A 19,619-nucleotide genomic window follows, 5' to 3' on the forward strand; every position below is an offset into this window, starting at 1 on the left:
CACCCCGAGACGAAACGGTCCTCACCTCTTCATGACTACTGACGTCGCTGCGCCCACGCGCGCCCTCGACCAGTCCGACGACTCCACCCCCACCACCGCCGCGGTCCCCCAGGGCCCGCTGTTCGCGGACCTCGGCCTGCCGGCCCAGCTCGAGGCCGCCGTGCGCGACCTCGGGTTCGTCACGCCGTCGGCCATCCAGGCCGAGGCCATCCCTGCGCTGCTCGCCGGGCGCGACATCACGGGAGTGGCACAGACCGGCACCGGCAAGACCGCCGCGTTCGGCCTGCCGCTGCTCGCGTCGATCGACCCCGCGCAGCGCCGCGCCCAGGCCATCGTCCTCACCCCGACGCGCGAGCTCGCCATGCAGGTCGCCGAGGCGATCGAGTCGTTCGCCACGCACCTTCCCGGGCTGAACGTCGTCGCGGTGTACGGCGGCTCCCCCTACCAGCCGCAGCAGCGGGCCCTGCAGGGCGGCGCGCAGGTCGTCGTCGGCACCCCCGGCCGCATGATCGACCACCTCGAGCGCGGCACGCTCGTGCTCGACGACGTCCGCTTCCTCGTGCTCGACGAGGCCGACGAGATGCTGCGCATGGGCTTCGCCGAGGACGTCGAGAAGATCTTCGCGTACGCCCCGAAGCAGCGTCAGGTCGCCCTGTTCTCCGCGACCATGCCTCCGCAGATCCGCCGCGTCGCCGCCGAGCACCTGAACGACCCTGTCGAGATCGCGGTCGCGCGCCAGTCCTCGACCGTCACCTCCGTGCGCCAGACGTACGCCGTCGTGCCGTTCCGGCACAAGACCGGAGCGCTCGCCCGCGTCCTCGCCACGTCGGACGCCGATGCCGCGATCGTCTTCACCCGCACCCGTGGCGCGGCCGAGGAGGTCGGCTCCGCCCTCGTCGAGCGCGGTGTGTCCGCCGCCACCATCTCGGGCGACGTCGCGCAGAAGGACCGGGAGAAGATCGTCGAGCGCCTGCGCTCCGGCGCGCTCGACGTCCTCGTCGCCACCGACGTCGCGGCCCGCGGCCTCGACGTCGAGCGCATCGGCCTCGTCGTCAACTTCGACCTGCCGGGCGAGCCCGAGGCGTACGTGCACCGCATCGGCCGCACCGGCCGTGCCGGGCGCTCCGGCGAGGCCCTGAGCTTCGTCACCCCCCACGAGCGCGGTCGTCTGCGCCAGATCGAGCGCACCATCCGCGCCTCGCTCGAGGAGATCGAGATCCCCTCCCCCGCGGACGTGTCCGCGCACAAGGCGCGTGCACTGCTCACCCAGGTGCCCGAGCGCCGCGAGGCCGGTCGGCTCTCGCTGTACAGCGACCTGATCCGCACCTTCACCGCCGAGCACGACGTCGACCCCGTCGACCTCGCTGCCGCACTCGTGGCGCTCGCGGTGGGCGACGACGGCCCGCGTGCCCGCGAGGAGCAGGAGCGGTTCGAGGCGGAGCGCGCCCAGGCGCGTGACCAGGCCAAGGCCCGCCGCACCGACCGTGTCGGCGACCGTCCCGGTCGTGGTGACCGGCCGGGCCGCGAGACCGGTGGTCGAGGCATCCGCCGCGACGCCGTCGGTACCCGGTACCGCCTCGCCGTGGGCCACAAGGACGGTGTGCTGCCGGGCGGGATCGTCGGTGCGCTGACCAACGAGGGCGGGCTCGACGGGTCCGACGTGGGCAAGATCGACATCTTCCCGACGTTCTCGCTCGTCGACATCACGACGCCGCTCGACCCGGGTGCGCTCGACAAGCTGGGGCGCGCCCGCGTCGCCGGTCGCGCGCTGCGGATCCGCGTCGACGAGGGCGCGCCGTCGGTGCGTGGTCGCGGGCCCGCACCGAAGAGCGACCGGCCGCGCCCGACGCACGGTCCGTCCGGCCGGCACGACGAGCGCAAGCCGCGCCAGCGCGCCGCGTTCTGACGCACCACGCTCGCACGCTGAAGGCCCCGTCTGCTCGATCGAGCGGACGGGGCCTTCGCCCGTCCTAGGGCCGGTGCTCCTCCGGTGCCTCGCCGTACACCTGGACGAGGGCTGCCAGGCGTTGTGCCTCGGCCTCCCCCCGCGGCCCGTCGGCACGCTGGACGCCCATGACCGCGAGGGTCGACCCGTCGGCGAGGTCGAGACGGACCCAGGCGTCGCCGCTGCCGAACCGGACGGACACGATCTCCGCCCAGTCGAGCTCCCGCGTGTAGATGACGTTGCGCACCCGCAGGCCGGTGGGCGACGGCACGGCGTGCACACCGCCCAGACGCCACAGCAGCCACACCGTGAACAGCGCGAAGACGACGAGCGAGAGCCTGTTCACCCAGTCCGAGCCCAGCGGTCCGGTGGCGGTGAACCACACCACGACGCAGCCCCCGACGACGACCGCGCCCGTGCCCCACGCCGCGCCCGCACCGAACCGCGGGCGGAACACCCGGGACAGGTCGTCGTGACGGTCGCCGCGCGCCGCGGGCCCCGAAGCGCTGGTGCTGCTCATGACGTCACCGTCTCACACGCCCTGCCTGGCGCACCGGCCGGGTTCGTGCGCTGCGACGCTAGAGGCGGCAGGCGTGGATCGACGTGACGAGGATCGCACGCGCCCCGGCATCGTAGAGCGCGTCCATGACCTGGTTGGTCTGCTTGCGCGGAACCATGGCACGCACGGCGGCCCACTCGCGGTCGTGCAACGGCGAGACCGTCGGCGACTCCAGGCCCGGCGTGAGCGCGACGGCCGTCTCGACCAGGGAGACGGGCACGTCGTAGTCCATCAGCACGTACTGGCGGGCGGTGAGGACACCCTGGAGCCGGCGCGTCAGGACCTCGAGGCCCGCCGCGTCCTCGGCGCCTCGGCGCGTGATGAGCACGGCCTCGGAGCGCAGGATCGGCTCGCCGAAGACCTCCAGCCCCGCGGCGCGCAGGGTCGTGCCGGTCTCGACGACGTCGGCGATGAGGTCGGCGACCCCGAGCCGCACCGAGCTCTCGACGGCTCCGTCCAGGTGGACGATCGCCGCCGGCTCGACACCCTGGTCGGCGAGGTAGCGCTGCACCAGCAGGTTGTACGACGAGGCGACGCGGCGCCCGGCGATGCCGTCGATCGTCGTGATGGTGCCGGCGGGCGCCGCGAAACGGAACGTCGAGCCGGCGAAGCCCAGCGCGAGGTGCTCGTCCGCGGCAGCACCGGAGTCGAGCAGCAGGTCGCGACCGGTGATCCCGGCGTCGACGGTGCCCGCCCCGACGTACACCGCGACGTCGCGCGGCCGCAGGAAGAAGAACTCGACGTCGTTGTCGGGGTCCGCGAGCACCAGCTCGCGCGTGTCCCGACGCTGGCGGTACCCCGCCTCGCGCAGCATCTCGGCGGCGGGCTCGGACAAGGACCCCTTGTTGGGGACGGCGATACGCAGCATGACAGGACCTCGATCAGGACGGTAGGAGCACGACGACGACGGGCACGCAGGGACGAGCGGGCGAGCCGCTCACAGATGCTCGTACACGTCGTGCAGGCTCAGGCCCTTCGCGAGCATGAGCACCTGCAGGTGGTAGAGCAGCTGGGAGATCTCCTCCGCGGTCTTCACGTCGCCCTCGTACTCGGCCGCCATCCACACCTCGGCGGCCTCCTCGACGACCTTCTTCCCGATCGCATGCACCCCGGCGTCCAGCTCCGCGACCGTGCCGGAACCGGCGGGTCGCGTCGTGGCCTTCTCCGAGAGCTCGGCGAACAGGGACTCGAACGTCTTCACACGAGCCAGGGTATCCGGCCGTGCCCGCAGAACGGACCGGGGTCCGCCCACCGGGCACGAGCTCACAACGACCGCAGCGCCACCACCGTCGCCACCGCCGCCTCGGCGGCCTCGGCGCCCTTGTCCTCGCGCGAACCCGCCAGCCCCGCACGGTCCAACGCCTGCTGCTCGTCGTCGCACGTCAGCACCCCGAACCCCACCGGGACCCCCGTGCGCACGCTCACGTCCGTCAGACCCGTCGTCGCCGCCGAGCACACGTACTCGAAGTGCGGCGTCCCACCCCGGATCACCACACCGAGGGCCACCACGGCGTCCGCGCCCGCCTCCGCCGCCCGGACCGCCGCCACCGGCAGCTCGAACGAACCCGGCACCCGCACCTCGCTCACGTGCGCCACGTGCGCGGCCGCCAACGCCCGCCGCGCACCCGCCAGCAGCCCGTCCATCACCTCGGTGTGCCAGCTCGCCGCCACCACCGTCACGCGCAGCCCCGAACCATCCACCCGGATCTCCGGCGCACCGTGCCCGCTCATCGCTCCTCCTCACCCGAGACCACCGGGGCCTCGACCGTCTCCAGAAGATGACCCATCGCCACCTTCTTCGTCACCAGGTACGCATGGTTGTGCGCACCGTGGCCCACCTCCAGCCGCTCCGTCGCGGCGACCTCCACCCCGTGCGCCACGAGACCCGTCACCTTCGCCGGGTTGTTCGTCAGCAGGGTCACCCGAGGCAGCCCCAGCTCGACCAGGATCGCCGCCGCCGCACCGTACTCCCGACGATCCGCCGGCCACCCCAGCTCGATGTTCGCCTGCACCGTGTCCAGGCCCGCGTCCTGCAGCTCGTACGCACCGATCTTCCCCAGCAGACCGATCCCCCGACCCTCGTGCCCCCGCAGGTACACCACCGCTCCGCCCTCCGCCGCGACCCGCGCCATCGACGCCCGCAGCTGCGGACCGCAGTCGCACCGCGACGACCCGAACGCATCCCCCGTCAAGCACTCCGAGTGCACCCGCACCACCGGAGCATCCGCACGCGCACCCGTCGCAGCCGCCACCAGCGCCACGTGCTCCGCACCCGTGCGCAGGTCCCGGTACCCGATCACCCGGAACCGACCGTGCTCCGTCGGCAGGTCCGCCTCCCCCGTCCGGTGCACCCGGCGTGCGAGCGGCCGGCCACCCGGCTCGGGCACCGACGCGTCGGCGCTCGCGGCCACGGGGTCGTGCAGACGCCGCCACGCGACCAGGTCCGCGATCGTCAGGAGCACGAGGCCGTCCCGCTCGGCCAGGTCTGCGGCGTCCTCGAGACGCATCATCGTGCCGTCGTCGTGCACCAGCTCGGCGATCCCCCCGACCTCGCCGGCCCCCGCGAGGCGGACCAGGTCGACCGCCGCCTCGGTATGACCCGCCCGGTGCAGGACGCCGCCCGGCACGGCACGCAGCGGCAGCACGTGACCCGGCCTGATCAGGTCCACGGGGCCCGACGCCGGGTCCGCCAGCACCCGCAGCGTCCGGGCCCGGTCCTGGGCGGAGATCCCCGTCGTGACGCCCGTCGCGGCGTCGACCGTCACCGTGTACGCGGTGCGACGAGGGTCCTGGCTGTGCGGAACCATCAGCGGCAGCTCGAGCGCGTCCGCACGGTCCGCGGGCATCGGCGCGCACAGGTACCCGGAGGAGTGCCGGATCGTCCAGGCCACCCACTCCGCCGACACCTCGCGCGCCGCGAACACCACGTCCGCCTCGTCCTCGCGGTCCGGCGAGTCCGCGACCAGCACCGGCCGGCCCGCACGGATCGCCGCCAGGGCGTCCTCGACCGATCCTGTCCGCACGCCCGTCACGACACCGCTCCTGCATCTCCTGCCGCACCCGCGGACAGCAGACGCTCGACGTACTTCGCCAGGACGTCGACCTCGAGGTTCACCCGGTCTCCCGGGACCAGCGCACCGAGGATCGTCGCTCCGAGCGTCGTCGGGATGAGGGAGACGCCGAACCCCTCGTCGTCCACGTGCGTCACCGTGAGCGACACACCGCTCACCGCGATCGAGCCCTTCTCCGCGACGTAGCGCGTCAGCCCGGGTGGCGCCGAGAACACCAGGTCGTCCCACCGCGCACCCGGCGACCGGCTCACGAGCTCACCGACCCCGTCGACGTGTCCCTGCACGACGTGGCCTCCGAGCCGTGCGTCCGCCCGCACCGCACGCTCCAGGTTGACCCGCGCACCCGGTGCCAGGTCGGCCAACGCCGTGCGCCGCAACGACTCCGGCATGACGTCCGCCGCGAACGTCCCGTCCCCGGACAGACCCACCACGGTCAGGCACACCCCGTTGACCGCGATCGAGTCGCCGAGCGCCGCGTCCGACGACGCCAGCGGACCCTCGACGGTCAGCACCGCGTCCACGTCCGCACCTCCCGGGAACGCGATCTCGCGCACCGTGCCCATCTCCTCGACGATCCCCGTGAACATTCAGACTTCCCTACCCTTCATCGAACCCACCTCGACACCGTCAGCGCGTCGTCACCGACGCGCAGCACCTCCACGGTCCGGAACCGCCGCGCAGCAGCGACCGTCCGTACTCCCAGGTCGCCGACGACGCGCCGCCCCGACCCCAGCAGCACCGGCGCCACGTACGCGTGCAGCTCGTCCACCGCGTCCGCGGCCAGGAACGCCGTCGACAGCACCGGGCCGCCCTCGACGAGCACGTGCCGCACCTCGCGACCCGCCAGCGCCGCGAGGACCTCACCGACATCGTGGGACCGCACCTGCACGAGCTCACCACCTGGCCCGCGCAGCCTGGCCGTAGGAGGGACGTCACGACGTCCTACGGCCACGCGCAGCGGCTGGTGCTCCGCGAGCCGCACCACGCCGTCCACGCCCCGCTCGCGCGCCGTGAGGGCGGGATCGTCCGCCACGACCGTGCCGGTCCCCACCACGATCGCGTCCACCTGCGCGCGGATCCCGTGCGCGTGGGCCCGCGCCTCGGCACCCGTGATCCACCGGCTCGACCCGTCCGCCGCAGCGACGTACCCGTCGAGGCTCGACGCCGTCTTGAGCGTCACGAACGGGGTCCCGCGCCGGAGCGCCGTCAGCCACACGCGGAGCAAGGACTCGCCCTCGGGCGCTCGCAGCCCGCCCTCGACCCGGACGCCGTGCCCGCGCAACCATGCCGCTCCCCCGGTGGCGGCGGGGTTCGGGTCGGCCACGGCGTGCAGCACCTCGGCGACGCCCGCGTCGTACAACGCCACCGCGCACGGCGGGGTCCGTCCCGTGTGGTTGCAGGGCTCGAGCGTCACGACGGCGGTCGCGCCCCGCACGTTCGCGCCGCGCCTCCTCGCGTCGGCCAGGGCCGCGGCCTCCGCGTGGGGCGTCCCGGCACCACGGTGGTAGCCCGCTCCCAGCACTCGGCGAGGACGCGGGTCGTCGGCCCGCCCTGTGCCCGCACCCCTCCCGACGCCGTCGCCCGACGATGGGGCGAGCAGGACGCAGCCCACCTGCGGGTTGGGACCGCGCACGGGACCCAGAGCCGCCAGCTCGAGCGCGCGCGACATCGCGCCGTCGATCGTCAGGTGGGTCCACGACTCCTCGTCGCGCCCGCCGTGCCGGTCGCCCATCGTCCTCCGTCCCGTGAGCACGGCTCCGGGGTGAGGGCGGGCGGCGTCCCGTGAGGGAGCGTCACGACACCACGACGCCGACCCCACCCTGGTCTCAGCCAGCGCGGGACGACGCCGCCACGTACTACCTCCCATCCGGACTTTCACCGTCGGTCCCGGAGTTCCACCAGGTCAACCGCGCGTCGGCGCGGGTCGCGGACTGTCACCGCCGGCTCGGAATTGCACCGACCCCGGAGCACGTGAATGCGTACTGCTAGATCTCAGGATGCCACAGTCCCGGGACCGAGCCTGCTCCCCTCTCGCCGGAACCGTCGAGCTGCTGTGGGGCGTGCCGTCTGGGCTGGTTCTTCGGTGGTCACCTGGAGAGTGTGCGCTTGGCACACTATTATTGTGCGGGCATCACGTGGGGCGACCATCCCGGCCGTGTCAGGCCTTGTCAGACCGTGTCAGTGTGCGTGCGAGGCCGCGCTCGCCAGGTCGCGCAGGGTCTCGATCTCCGCCGGGACGTCCTGTGCCCCGTACACGGCGGAACCGGCGACGAAGACGTTCGCGCCCGCATCGGCCGCGCGCTCGATCGTGGCGCGGGACACTCCCCCGTCGACCTGGATCCAGACGTCGAGGTCCGCCTCGCTCACCGCCGCACGGGCACGCCGGATCTTGGGCAGGGTGCCGTCGATGAAGGACTGGCCCCCGAATCCGGGCTCGACCGTCATGACGAGGATCATGTCGATCTCGGAGAGCAGGTCCAGGTAGGGCTCGACCGGGGTCGCAGGCCGCAGCGCCACTCCAGCACGCGCGCCCAGCCGACGCAGCTCGCGCGCAAGGCGGACCGGCGCGGCCGCCGCCTCGGCGTGGAACGTGACCGACGCCGCGCCGGCCTCGGCGTACGCGGGCGCCCACCGGTCCGGCTCGTCGATCATGAGGTGGGCGTCGATCGGGATCGGCGACACCTGGGCGAGGCGCTCGAACACCGGCAGGCCCAACGTGAGGTTGGGCACGAAGTGGTTGTCCATGACGTCGACGTGCGCGTAGTCGGCGCTCGAGATCGCGTTCAGGTCGCGCTCGAGGTTGGCGAAGTCGGCGGACAGGATGCTCGGGGCGATGAGGGCGGCCATGAGACTCAGCCTAGAGGCCCCGCTCCGCTCCCGGGATGACCGTTCGCGCCGTGAACCTGCCGATCTCCCCGCGTCGCGGGCGCCCCTACCGGTCGACGCCGGAGCGCAGGGCGGCGGTGCGCTCCGTGACGGTGCGCCACGCCTGACGCCCGACGCCGGGGTGCGCGTACCGGTCGATCTCGCCGAGCGCCGTCGCGAGATCGTCGAGGGTACGCGCGACGACCCGGGACGCCCGGCGCCGGGGCACGCCCCAGGAGGTCCCCTCGGTCACGAGGTGCTCGCCGGAGATCTCGTCCATGTCGCGTTCGCCGGCGACGTCCATGGCGAAGACCCGCGAGGCGTGCGCGTGGTGCAGGTGCATGGACACGTCGTAGGCCGGGGCGAGCCGGACCGTCCCGTCGTCGCGCCGCAGCAACGAGACGTTCTTCGCGTGCGCGTCGGTGTTGCCGATCGCGAGGTTGAACGTCGTCAGAGCGAGCAGCGGGTCGGGCCGCGTGCCGTCGTCGCGCAGGACGCGCGCGATGCGGGCGAGGGAGGGCAGTGCCCGACCGTGCTGGAACTTGCGTTCCGGGTCGCGTGTGTTGATGCCGAGCGCCTGGGCCGCGTCCTCCTGGTGGATCCTTCGGATGCCCCCCGGGCCCGTGACCCGGTCGTAGCGGGAGACGACGATGCAGCGCTCGCCGTCGAGCTCGGTGACGAAGGCGTCGACCGTGGTGAGGCCGACGCGTCGGGCCAGGTCCAGGCTGGCCGCCTCGGTGTTGACGAGGTCGGCGGTGGGCGAGTCGGAGGGCCGGGCGACCTTGAGGATGTGGGTCGTGGGCGCCGTCCCGCGAGGCCGCGTCCAGCCGCGCTCGTCCCTGGCGAGGGTGATCTTGGGCTCCATGCCCGGCAACGAGCTCGTCAGGTGCGCGCTGCGCCCGCGACCGCCCGAGCGAGCGACGGCCGCGCGCAGCAGCCGCGCCACACCGGCGTCGTCGAGCCGTTCCGGCGCGAGGGCGTCCGGCGCGCTCGGGTCCTGTCCGTGCGGGACGAGCACGAGCGCGCCCGCCGTGTCCGTGCCGTACCGCGCGAGGAACGCGACCGAGTCGTCGGGATCGATGCCCGCGTCCAGCGCCATCTGCTCGCGCGTGCGCCCCTCGGGCAGCAGGCCGTCGAGCCAGGCCGCGACCTTCGCGGGGTGCGGCGGCAGGTCGGCGGGTGCCGTGGTCGGGAGCAGGTGGGACAGGACGCGGGTCCCGACCCCCCACCGGGCGAGCGCGGCGGAGGCCCAGCGGAGCTCGACGTGGGGCGTCGCGCGATCGGGCAGCCGGCGCAGGTCCGCGACCCGGGTCCCGTACAGCCACGCGTCGAGGTCGGGGGTCATGCGCGCTCCTCGAGGCGGACATCGATGTCGAGCTCGTCGAAGATCTCGAAGAGCCGCTGGACGTACAGGTTGTCCACGCCGTTCTCGAGCTCCGACACGTACTGCCTCGTGATTCCCAGCTCCGTGGCGAGGCTCGCCTGGGTGACCCCCCGGCGGCGGCGCACCCGGCTGACGAATCGGCCGAGATCGGTCGGGTTGCGCGGTCGGGTCCACAGCGGATCGTCCATACGGCGACTCCCCAGGCGTCAGCTTTCTCTGTCAGGCAGACTTTGCCAGGTTATCGCGACGCGCTCCCGGTGTCCAGATATCACGACACTCGGCGAAGGAGCGTCAGGTGCATCGCGTCGGTCCCGTGGACGTGGGGCCAGAGCTGGACGTCCCCCCGCTCCCCCAGGTCGACGGCCTCGCGCGCCTCGGGCCGCACGACACCCCGGACCACCTCGGGGGCGTCGATCCGCTCGACGTCGTCGCGTCGACGCACGACGTCGTCGACGACGACCTGGGTCTCCGCGAGGTGCGGCGAGCACGTCACGTAGGCCACCACGCCCCCGGGTCGCACCGCGTCGAGCGCCGAGGCGAGGAGCCCGCGCTGCAGTCCGGTGAGCGTGGCGAGGTCGGCAGGCGTGCGCCGCCAGCGCGACTCGGGGCGGCGGCGCAGCGCGCCGAGACCCGTGCACGGCGCGTCGAGCAGGACGCGGTCGTAGACGCCGGGCTCGTCCTGCCCGACGGCGCGACCGTCGCCCGTCCGCACGGCCTCGACCGCCTCGGCAGGCACTGCCGCGAGCGCCTTCTCGACGAGTCGGGTGCGGTGGGGCTGGACCTCGTTGGCGACGAGCCGGGCGCCGCGCTGCGCGGCGAGCGCGCCCAGGAGCGCAGCCTTGCCACCGGGGCCGGCGCACAGGTCGAGCCAGCGGGCGTCGGGGCCGTCGAGGGGTGCGGCGGCGAGGGCGAGGGCGACGAGCTGGCTGCCCTCGTCCTGGACACCGGCGCGGCCGTCGCGCACGGCGCCGTAGGCGGCGGGGTCGCCGGTGTCGAGGAGCAGCGCGGTGGGCGCCCAGCGCGCCGGGTGGACGCGGTCGTCGGCGGCGAGGTCGTCGGGGTCGGCGAGTCCGGGCCGTGCGACGAGGGTGACGCGGGGCGCGTCGTTGTCGGCGCGCAGGAGCGCCTCGAGCTCGCCGGGGTCGCGGCCGTTGCCTGCGAGCGCGTCGCGCAGGGCACGCGCGATCCAGACGGGGTGGGACTGCGTCGTGGCGAGCGCGGCGAGCGGGTCCGGCGCGTCCTGCCCGACCTGGGCGAGCCAGTCGTCGAGCGGGGTGCGTGCGACACGGCGCAGGACGGCGTTGACGAGCTGGGCGCTTCCTGCGCCGGTGCGGGCGCGGGCGAGGCCGACGGTCTCGGAGACTGCGGCGTGCTGCGGGACGCGCATGGCGAGGAGCTGGTGGGTGCCGAGGCGCAGCGCGTCGAGCACGGGCGGGTCGAGGCGGTCGAGCGGCCGGTCGAGGCAGCGGGCGAGGATCGCGTCGTACCGCCCACGCAGTCGCAGGGTCCCGTACGCGAGCTCGGTCGCGAACCCGGCGTCGCGGCCGCGGATGCCGCGCTCGCGCAGGAGCGGCGGCAGGACGAGGTTGGCGTAGGCGTCGGAGCCCTCGACCTCGCGCAGGACGTCGAACGCCGCGGTGCGGGCGGGGTCGGTGCCCTTGCGACGCTCGGAGGGCGCGACGTTGCTGCGCACCTGCTCGCCCCGGGCCCGTGCGGCGCCGCGTTGACGGCCGCGCGGGTCGCGACGCTCGTCGTGGTGCGCGTCGCGCCGGCGGCCGCGGTCCTGGGCACCGCCGTGCCCGCCGTGCCCGCCGTGCCCGCCGTGCCCGCTGTGCCCGTCGGAGCCGTCGGGTCGGTCGCTGCGGGTGCTCATGGGGTGTCCGTCTCGTGAGTGTGGTCGGTGCTGCCTGTGCTGCCTGCGCCGAGGACGAGGTCCTCGGGGAGCCGTGCTCCGCGGGCCCAGTCGGCGGCACTCATGTGCTTCTTCCCGACCGGGGCGACGTCGCCCAGCTGCACCGCGTGCGTCGCCGTGCCGACGAGGACCTCCTTCTTCCCGGCACGAACCTGCCCGGGAGCGAGGTCGGTCACGTCGGCCCGTGGCACGAGGGGGCCGAGTCCGAGCCGCGCCACGGAGCCTGTCCGGGGGTCGACCACCGTGGTCCACGCCCCCGGCGCGGGAGTGCACCCGCGCACGAGCCGGTCGACCGCGAGTGCCGGGTGGTCCCAGTGGACCTGGGCGTCGGGGGGCGTGAGCTTGGGTGCGACGCTCGCACCGTCGGCGGGTTGCGGGACGGGCTGCAGGGCCCCGTCCTCGAGGGCGTCGAGGGTGGCGACGAGCAGGTCCGCACCGGAGAGCGCGAGGCGGCCGAGGAGGTCGCCCGACGTGTCGCGTGCCCGGATGGTCTCGGTCGTGGTGCCGAGCACGGGTCCGGAGTCGAGACCTTCGGTGATGAGGAACGTGGTGGCGCCGGTGACCTCGTCGCCGGCGATGACGGCGCGCTGGACCGGTGCGGCGCCGCGCCAGGCGGGCAGGACGGAGAAGTGCAGGTTCACCCAGCCGTGGCGGGGGACGTCGAGCACGTCGGGGCGCAGGATCTCGCCGTAGGCGACGACGGGGGCGGCGTCGACGTCGAGGCCGCGCAGCCGGGCGTGGAACTCGTCGCCGCGCGGCCGGTCCGTCAGCACGGGGATGCCCGCCTCCTCGGCGCGGACGCGCACGGGGCTGGGCGTGAGCCTGCGGCCGCGGCCGGCGGGTGCGTCCGCTCGGGTGAGGACGGCGACGACGTCGTGGCGGGAGGTGATGAGGGCGTCGAGGGACGGGACCGCCGTGTCTGGGGTCCCGGCGAACAGCAGGCGCATGGGCTCGAGTCTAGGTGTCCTGGTGGACCGGGACGCCGAGGTCGGCGAGCGCGGCCCGCAGCCCGGGGGTGTCGTGGAACAGGTGGGTGCGCAGGCCGGTCCGGGCGGCGGCGTCGATGTTCGTGGGGCTGTCGTCGGTGAACAGGGTCCGGTGCGGGTCGAGCCCGAACCGCCGCAGGGCGAGCTCGAAGACCGCGGGCTCCGGCTTGGCGATCCCCTCGCGGCCCGAGACGAGCACGTCGTCCATGAGCGTGGTCGCCGGTGCTGCGGGCGCGGCGTGCTCGAACAGCTCGGCGGACCAGTTGGTCAGCCCGTACAGGCCGAGCCCGAGCTCGCGCAGCTCGCGCACGAGGTCCTCGGAGCCGTCGACCGGTCCGGTGAGCGTGGCGGGGAACCCGGCGACGTACCTGTCGACGAGGTCGGCATGCTGGGGATGGGACGCGGCGACCTGCTCGCGCGCCTGCGCCCACGTCCCGCCGGCGTCCCGTCCGTGGTTGAGTGCCGGGAAGTCGACGTCGGCGAAGAACGCCTCGACCCGTGCGCGGTCGTCGTGCCCGTCGTAGGCGCGGTACGGGTCCCAGTGCACCAGCACGTTGCCGAAGTCGTAGAGCACGGCGTCGATCGTGCGTCCGGTCGGCTGCTGGGTGTCGGTCACAGGATCTCCTTGGGGTCGAGCTGGACGCGCACGCTGCCTGGCTCGCGGCGTGCCGAGCGGACGGCGACCGAGGCGGCGAGCTCGTGCGCGAGGCGGCGCCCGTCGCGGTGCGCTACACGGACGACGGTACGCACGGGGGGTGCGGTCGTGCCGACCAGCTCGGCGCTCACGGTCGTCGCCGCGCGCGGCTGTCTGGTTCCCGGGTCGAGCTCGACGGGGCCGAGGACGGTCTCGGGAGTCGCGAGGTGGACGCGGTCGAGCACGGCGGCGACGGCGGTGCGGTCTCCGGTGAGGGCGGCGACGCGCACAGCGGGCGGGAGGGCGAGCTCGACGCGCTCGTCGAGCTCGCGGTCCGCCAGCCCGGCGGGGTCCCAGCGGACGAGAGCGTTGGTGGGCGCGGGTGCGGCGTCCCCCACGAGGAGCACCTGCCCGCCTGAGGTCGCCGATCGTACCAGCGCTGCGGCGGCGAGCCAGCGTGCGAGCGCGTCCTGCGCGACGTCGAGGCCGACGTGCGCGGTCGAGACCGCCGCGTCGAGCAGGAGGGCCACGGTGTAGCCGCCCTCGGCGACCGGCTCGGCCCCGGGGGTGGCCACGACGAGAGTCGGCGTCGCTGCGACCCTCGCGAGGACGCCGCCGGGGGCGTTCGCGCCCGACACCCGCACCGGCACGCCGGTGAAGGCGCGGCCCAGCTCTTCCGCCGTGCGTTCCGAGCCGACCCGTACGGAGCGCAGCCCGTCGGCGTGGCACTCAGGGCACGACCAACCGCCGGCGAGCGCCCCGCACCACGCGCACTGCGGTGCGGAGCGTGCGTCGGGCAGGCTCAGCGGGCCGTGGCACGCCGTGCAGCGGGCGGGGGTGCGGCAGCGCACGCACGCCACGACGGGCACGTAGCCCGCGCGCGGTACCTGCACGAGCACGGGACCGTCCTCGAGCGCGGCGCGGGCGGTGCGCCACGCGGCCGAGGGGATCCGGGCTGCCGCACCGGGCCCCTCGGCGGCGAGCTCGACCGAGGTCAGCGCGCGCACCCGGGGGGCCGCGGTCCGTACGACGTCACGCGACGCGGCGAGCGATCTCGCCCACTGTCGGGCGACGAGGGCGTGTGCGGCGACCGTGCGTCCGTGCGATCCGAGAAGGAACGCCGCACCCTCGTGCTCGCTGCGCAGCGCGAGCACCTCGCGGGCGTGCGGGTAGGGGGCACGCGGCTCGGCGAGGGGGTCCTCGCCGTCGTTCCAGCACACGACGAGCCCGAGGTCTACGACGGGCGCGAACGCCGCCGCGCGCGTTCCGACGACCACGCGCGCGTGCCCGTGCAGGACGGCGAGGAAGGCGCGGTAGCGGGCCGCGGGGCCCTCGTCGGCGGTGAGCCGCACGACCTCTCCCCCGCTCTTCGCGGTCCAGGCCGGCATCCCGGCGCGTGCCAGCGCGTCGACGACCTGGTCGACGTCGCGGGCGTCCGGTACGACGACGAGCACGCCGCGGTCGCCGAGCCGGGTGGCACGCGCCGCGGCGGCGATCGCGGCGGCCCAGTGCGTCGTCGTGGAAGGAGTCTCCGTGAGGGCCGGGGGCACGACGTCAGCAGGCGCGAGACCGGGCAGCGCGGTCCACACGGCGCGGGGCGCGCCGCCGGCGGCGAGGTGGGAGCAGAACGCGGCGCCCGCGCGGTAGGCCGTCCACGGCGACGTCCCGGTGACGTCGCCGGACCCGGACGGGGGCGGGCCGACCGGACCGGTCGCGAGGACGTCGGTCAGCGCCTGCTCGGTCCGGGCGTGGCGTGGCGGCACCGCGAGGCGCAGCACGTCGGACAAGGTCCCCGCGTAGTGGTCGGCGACCGCGCGGGCCAGGCGTGCCACGTGCGGGGTCAGGACCTGCTGCGGCGAGACGACCCGGCGCAGGCGCACGAGCCGCCCCTCGTGGGTCGAGCGTTCGACGCGGTCGAGGACGAAGCCGTCGACGTCCCGGCCCGCGAACCGCACCTTGACGCGCACGCCCGGCTGCGCGGCGTCGGACATCTCCTGGGGGACCGCGTAGTCGAACGTGCGGTCCAGGTGCGGGGGCGAGACGACGAGTGCCACCTGGGCGACCGGCAGCCGATCCGCGAGCGGCGGGCCCTCGGGCGTGGACGGGGCACGACGCGACGGCGCGGGGGCGTCGACGCCCGGCAGTGCCGGCTGGACCGGCTGGACCGGCTGGACCGGCTGGACCGGGTCACCGGACTCGACGCTCTGGTTCACCCGCACATCGAACCACGCGCCACCCGCACCACCCTGCGGCGATCTCGGCGTCGCGGACCGGTCACACGACCGAGCGCAGGTCCTCGACGCGGTCCGTGCGCTCCCACGTGAACCCGGGCAGCTCACGCCCGAAGTGCCCGTACGCCGCGGTCGCGGCGTAGACCGGGCGCAGCAGGTCCAGGTCGCGGATGATCGCGGCGGGCCGCAGGTCGAACACCTCACGGATGGCGGCCGTGATCCGCTCGGACGGCACCGTCTCGGTCCCGAACGTCTCGACGTACAGGCCCACCGGGTGCGCCTTGCCGATCGCGTACGCGACCTGCACCTCGCAGCGCCGGGCGAGGCCGGCCGCGACCACGTTCTTGGCGACCCACCGCATCGCGTACGCCGCGGAGCGGTCGACCTTCGAGGGGTCCTTGCCGGAGAACGCGCCGCCACCGTGGCGGGACATGCCCCCATAGGTGTCCACGATGATCTTGCGGCCCGTCAGGCCGGCGTCGCCCTGCGGGCCGCCGATGACGAACGTGCCCGTCGGGTTGACGATGAGCCGGGTCTCGCGCGTGTCCAGGTCCACCCCGGCCGCGGCGAGCACCGGTGCCACGACCTCGTCGGCCACGGCCGCGCGCAGCGTGTCCTGCACGACGTCCGGGTCGTGCTGGGTCGACAGGACCACGGTGTCGAGGCTCACGGCGCGCTCGCCGTCGTACCCGACCGTGACCTGGGTCTTGCCGTCCGGGCGCAGGCCGGCGACCGAGCCGTCGCGACGCACGAGCGCGAGCCGCTCCGCGAGGCGGTGCGCGAGCCAGATCGGGAGCGGCATGAGGCTCGGCGTGTCGTCGCTCGCGTAGCCGAACATCAGTCCCTGGTCGCCCGCACCCTGCGCGTCGAACGGGTCGTGGCCCGCGCCGGGCGCGTCCGTGTCGTCCCGCTCCTCGAGGCTCTTGTCGACGCCCTGCGCGATGTCCGGCGACTGCTGGCCGATCGAGACCGACACCCCGCACGAGTCGCCGTCGAACCCGATGGCCGACGACGTGTACCCGATGCGCCGCACGACGTCGCGCACGATCTGCGGGATCTCGACGTACGCCTCCGTGGTCACCTCGCCCGCGACGTGCACGAGACCGGTCGTGACCATCGTCTCGACCGCGACGCGCGACGACGGGTCCTGCGTCAGGAGCGCGTCGAGGATCGAGTCGGAGATCTGGTCACAGACCTTGTCCGGGTGCCCCTCGGTGACCGACTCGGACGTGAAGAGACGCAGATCTGCCATGCCGCACAGCCTACTGTCTTGCTTGCTGAACAGAAGCATCCATCAGGCGAGATGTGACACTTCACCCGGTCGACACGTCACCGGTCGACGGTAGCGCGTGCTTGACGACCGCGTCCCACATCGCGTCCGCGACCTCGCGCTTGGTCCCGCTCGCCGCCGCCACGACGCCCCCCGCGCCGTCGAGCAACGTGACGTCGTTCATCGAGGTGCCGAACCCGATCCCGCTGCCCACCGCGTTCACGGCGAGCAGGTCGGCGCCCTTGCGACGTGCCTTCGCCCGGCCGTGCTCGAGGACTGATCCGGCGTCGTCACCCGTCTCCGCAGCGAACCCGACCACGACCTGGGAGTCGCGCAGGCGGTGCCGCGCGAGCTCGGCGAGCACGTCCGGGTTCTCCACGAGCGCGATCGGCGCGGGCTCGGAGCCGGCGACCTTCTTGATCTTCGCGCCCGGAACGCTCGCCGGACGGAAGTCGGCCACCGCGGCGGCCATGACCACCACGTCGGCGCCGGCCGCCGCGCCGCGCACGGCGTCGCGCAGCTCGGCCGTCGTCTCGACCTCCACGACCTCGTCGGCCACGTCGGGCGGGACCGGCACGGTCAGGTTCGCCGCCACCAGCGTCACGTGCGCACCCCGCTCCCGGGCCGCCTGGGCCAGAGCGACACCCTGGCGACCGCTCGACCGGTTCCCGATGAAGCGCACCGGATCGATCGGCTCACGCGTCCCGCCGGCCGAGACGACGACCCGCCGGCCCGCGAGGTCCTGCGCGACCGGCGCACCCGCGCCACCCGCCGTCGAGCCGGGGACCCGCGCGACCCCGAGCGCGAACCGCGCGATCTCCGCCGGCTCGGGCAGTCGGCCCGGCCCCGAGTCCGCGCCGGTGAGCCGGCCGGTCGCCGGCTCGATCAGGTGGACACCTCGTGCACGCAGCGTCGCGACGTTCGCGACGGTCGCCGGGTGCTCCCACATCTCCGTGTGCATCGCCGGCGCCATGACGACCGGGCACCGGGCCGTGAGCAGGGTCGACGTCAGCAGGTCGTCCGCACGGCCCGTCGCCGCGCGCGCGAGCAGGTCGGCCGTCGCGGGGGCCACGACCACGAGGTCAGCGCCCTGGCCCAGGGCGACGTGCGGGACGTACTCGACGTCCTCGAAGACCTGGTCGGTCGCCGGCTCGCCCGAGAGCGCCTCCCACGTGGGCGCGCCCACGAACCGCAACGCCGCCGCGGTGGGCACCACACGCACCGCATGGCCCTGCTCACGCAGCAGCCGCAGCAGCAGCACGGCCTTGTAGGCGGCGACACCACCGCTGACGCCGAGGACGATGCGCATCCGATCTCCTCACGCACGAACGCCGCGCCCCGACAGGGACGCGGCGTCTCGTTCTCAGTCCTGCGAGCCCTCGGCGGGCTCGATGCTCTCGATCGTGAGCAGCCCGGCGCTGATCTCTCGCATCGCGATCGACAGCGGCTTCTCCTGGTGCCGGGTCTCCAGCAGCGGGCCGACGTTCTCCAGCAGGCCCTCGCTCAGCTGCGAGTAGTAGGCGTTGATCTGGCGCGCACGGCTGGCCGAGTAGATGACCAGGGCGTACTTCGAGTCGACGTGCTCGAGCAGGTCGTCGATGGGCGGGTCGGTGATGCCCTCGGGGGCGGCGACGGTTCCGGACACGTTCAGCTCCGTGGGTGGTCTCGGTTCTGCAGCCCGACGCTGCAGCGGATCTCGGTGGCGCGGGCGAGCGGCTCGCGGGCCGGCCGACTGTGCACGCCGGTGGCGCGCGCGACACGCATGCACCACGCACCGACCCTCCATCCTACTCGCTCGGCACCGGCCTCGGCGTCAACCCCATGATCCGGACCAGCTCGTCGGTCGCGCGGTGCACGTCGTCGTTCACGATCACGTGGTCGAACTCCGCCTCCGCCGCGAGCTCGACCTGCGCCGTCGCGAGCCTCCGCTCGCGCTCCTCCGCGTCCTCCGTGCCACGGCCGACCAGGCGCCGCACGAGCTCGTCCCAGCTCGGCGGCGCGAGGAACACGAACCGCGCCTGCGGCATGGACGCCCGCACCTGCCGCGCGCCCTGCAGGTCGATCTCGAGGAGCGCCGGGACACCGGTGGACAGCCGCTTCTCCACCTCGCGGCGGGGGGTGCCATAGCTGTTGCGACCGTGCACCACCGCCCACTCGAGCAGCTCGTGGTCGGCGACCATCCGCGCGAACTCCTGGGTGCCGACGAACCGGTAGTGGACGCCGTCGACCTCGCCGGGCCGGGGCGCCCGCGTGGTCGCCGACACCGACAACCACACCTCCGGGTAGCGGTCGCGCACGTCGGCGGAGACCGTGCCCTTGCCGACCGCCGTCGGCCCGGCCAGGACGGTCAGCCGGGCGGGCACCTCGGACGCCGCGGGGTGGGCAGAACTGTGGGCGCCGACGCCCGGGGGCGTCGGCGCGGGAGAGTGCGCGGAAATGTCAGCCAAACCTCTCGATGAGGGCCGCGGACTGGTGCGGGCCCAGACCACGGACACGACGTGTCTCGGCGATCCCGATCTCCTCCATGATCGCCCGGGCCTTCACCTTACCCACGCCGGGCAGGGACTCGAGCAGCGCGACGACCTTGAGCTTGCCGATCATGTCGTCGTTCTGGCCGCGCTCGATGACCTCCTTGAGCGACCCCTGGGAGTACTTGAGCCTGTTCTTCACCTCGGCGCGCACACGACGGGCCTCCGCGGCCTTCTCGAGTGCCGCCGCTCGCTGTTCCGGGGTCAGGGATGGAAGTGCCACGAAAGTCACCT

General features: G+C 74.2%; 20 protein-coding genes and 1 riboswitch. Of the genes, 1 reads left to right on the forward strand and 19 read right to left on the reverse strand.

The features are described from left to right. The first annotated feature begins 31 nt into the window (after positions 1–31). Entirely contained in the window at positions 32–1,906 is a 1,875-nt protein-coding gene (locus tag IF651_RS02060; RefSeq protein WP_191827395.1) for a DEAD/DEAH box helicase, read from the forward strand. A gap of 64 nt (positions 1,907–1,970) precedes the next feature. Here the strand turns inward: IF651_RS02060 and IF651_RS02065 are convergent, their stop codons facing one another. From IF651_RS02065 to mihF, 19 genes are all read right to left on the reverse strand, one after another. Further along, complete coding sequence (locus IF651_RS02065; RefSeq protein WP_191827396.1) at positions 1,971–2,465, reverse strand: PH domain-containing protein; 495 nt, start codon at positions 2,463–2,465, stop codon at positions 1,971–1,973. Positions 2,466–2,523: 58 nt separating this feature from the next. Further along, a complete protein-coding gene (gene hisG / locus IF651_RS02070) occupies positions 2,524–3,372 on the reverse strand; it encodes an ATP phosphoribosyltransferase (RefSeq protein WP_191827397.1) in 849 nt (282 codons plus the stop codon). Between the two features lie 69 nt (positions 3,373–3,441). Then, complete coding sequence (locus IF651_RS02075) at positions 3,442–3,705, reverse strand: phosphoribosyl-ATP diphosphatase (protein WP_191827398.1); 264 nt, start codon at positions 3,703–3,705, stop codon at positions 3,442–3,444. A 62-nt stretch (positions 3,706–3,767) separates the two neighbouring features. After that, positions 3,768–4,235 carry a 6,7-dimethyl-8-ribityllumazine synthase gene (gene ribH / locus IF651_RS02080; protein ID WP_191827399.1) on the reverse strand — a complete coding sequence of 156 codons (468 nt, stop codon included), beginning with the start codon at positions 4,233–4,235 and terminating at the stop codon, positions 3,768–3,770. Further along, a complete protein-coding gene (gene ribB / locus IF651_RS02085) occupies positions 4,232–5,536 on the reverse strand; it encodes a 3,4-dihydroxy-2-butanone-4-phosphate synthase (protein ID WP_191827400.1) in 1,305 nt (434 codons plus the stop codon). Before ribB ends, ribH begins: the two co-directional genes overlap by 4 nt. Continuing rightward, on the reverse strand, positions 5,533–6,162 hold the full coding sequence (locus IF651_RS02090; protein ID WP_191827401.1) for a riboflavin synthase: 630 nt from the start codon (positions 6,160–6,162) through the stop codon (positions 5,533–5,535). The genes ribB and IF651_RS02090 overlap by 4 nt, the downstream gene beginning before the upstream one ends. Before the next feature lie 17 nt (positions 6,163–6,179). Continuing rightward, positions 6,180–7,307 (reverse strand): bifunctional diaminohydroxyphosphoribosylaminopyrimidine deaminase/5-amino-6-(5-phosphoribosylamino)uracil reductase RibD, encoded by a 1,128-nt coding sequence (gene ribD, locus IF651_RS02095; protein WP_241744037.1) that lies wholly within the window; start codon positions 7,305–7,307, stop codon positions 6,180–6,182. A 117-nt stretch (positions 7,308–7,424) separates the two neighbouring features. After that, a riboswitch (FMN riboswitch) is annotated at positions 7,425–7,550 on the reverse strand. A gap of 203 nt (positions 7,551–7,753) precedes the next feature. After that, positions 7,754–8,422: a ribulose-phosphate 3-epimerase gene (rpe, locus tag IF651_RS02100; protein WP_191827402.1), complete on the reverse strand. Its 669-nt coding sequence runs from the start codon at positions 8,420–8,422 to the stop codon at positions 7,754–7,756. A gap of 85 nt (positions 8,423–8,507) precedes the next feature. Beyond that, a complete protein-coding gene (locus IF651_RS02105) occupies positions 8,508–9,785 on the reverse strand; it encodes a HipA domain-containing protein (protein ID WP_191827403.1) in 1,278 nt (425 codons plus the stop codon). Next, complete coding sequence (locus IF651_RS02110; protein ID WP_191827404.1) at positions 9,782–10,012, reverse strand: helix-turn-helix transcriptional regulator; 231 nt, start codon at positions 10,010–10,012, stop codon at positions 9,782–9,784. The genes IF651_RS02105 and IF651_RS02110 overlap by 4 nt, the downstream gene beginning before the upstream one ends. Positions 10,013–10,092: 80 nt before the next feature. Then, positions 10,093–11,697, reverse strand: coding sequence for an RsmB/NOP family class I SAM-dependent RNA methyltransferase (locus IF651_RS02115; RefSeq protein WP_191827405.1), 1,605 nt, complete (start codon positions 11,695–11,697; stop codon positions 10,093–10,095). Beyond that, complete coding sequence (fmt, locus tag IF651_RS02120; protein WP_191827406.1) at positions 11,694–12,683, reverse strand: methionyl-tRNA formyltransferase; 990 nt, start codon at positions 12,681–12,683, stop codon at positions 11,694–11,696. The genes IF651_RS02115 and fmt overlap by 4 nt, the downstream gene beginning before the upstream one ends. A gap of 10 nt (positions 12,684–12,693) precedes the next feature. Further along, positions 12,694–13,338, reverse strand: coding sequence for an HAD-IA family hydrolase (locus IF651_RS02125; RefSeq protein WP_191827407.1), 645 nt, complete (start codon positions 13,336–13,338; stop codon positions 12,694–12,696). Next, the gene (locus tag IF651_RS02130) at positions 13,335–15,569 is read right to left on the reverse strand and encodes a primosomal protein N' (RefSeq protein ID WP_191827408.1); all 2,235 of its coding nucleotides are present in this window, start codon (positions 15,567–15,569) and stop codon (positions 13,335–13,337) included. The genes IF651_RS02125 and IF651_RS02130 overlap by 4 nt, the downstream gene beginning before the upstream one ends. 61 nt (positions 15,570–15,630) lie before the next feature. Continuing rightward, on the reverse strand, positions 15,631–16,839 hold the full coding sequence (gene metK, locus IF651_RS02135) for a methionine adenosyltransferase (RefSeq protein ID WP_191827409.1): 1,209 nt from the start codon (positions 16,837–16,839) through the stop codon (positions 15,631–15,633). A gap of 61 nt (positions 16,840–16,900) precedes the next feature. Continuing rightward, positions 16,901–18,166, reverse strand: coding sequence for a bifunctional phosphopantothenoylcysteine decarboxylase/phosphopantothenate--cysteine ligase CoaBC (coaBC, locus tag IF651_RS02140; RefSeq protein ID WP_191827410.1), 1,266 nt, complete (start codon positions 18,164–18,166; stop codon positions 16,901–16,903). A 54-nt stretch (positions 18,167–18,220) separates the two neighbouring features. Then, on the reverse strand, positions 18,221–18,502 hold the full coding sequence (gene rpoZ / locus IF651_RS02145) for a DNA-directed RNA polymerase subunit omega (protein ID WP_191827411.1): 282 nt from the start codon (positions 18,500–18,502) through the stop codon (positions 18,221–18,223). Between the two features lie 142 nt (positions 18,503–18,644). Beyond that, positions 18,645–19,220 (reverse strand): guanylate kinase, encoded by a 576-nt coding sequence (gmk, locus tag IF651_RS02150; RefSeq protein WP_191827587.1) that lies wholly within the window; start codon positions 19,218–19,220, stop codon positions 18,645–18,647. Positions 19,221–19,296: 76 nt separating this feature from the next. Next, positions 19,297–19,608: an integration host factor, actinobacterial type gene (gene mihF, locus IF651_RS02155; RefSeq protein WP_191827412.1), complete on the reverse strand. Its 312-nt coding sequence runs from the start codon at positions 19,606–19,608 to the stop codon at positions 19,297–19,299. Positions 19,609–19,619: the final 11 nt, after the last annotated feature.

It is taken from the genome of Cellulosimicrobium arenosum (assembly GCF_014837295.1).
Classification (GTDB): domain Bacteria; phylum Actinomycetota; class Actinomycetes; order Actinomycetales; family Cellulomonadaceae; genus Cellulosimicrobium; species Cellulosimicrobium arenosum.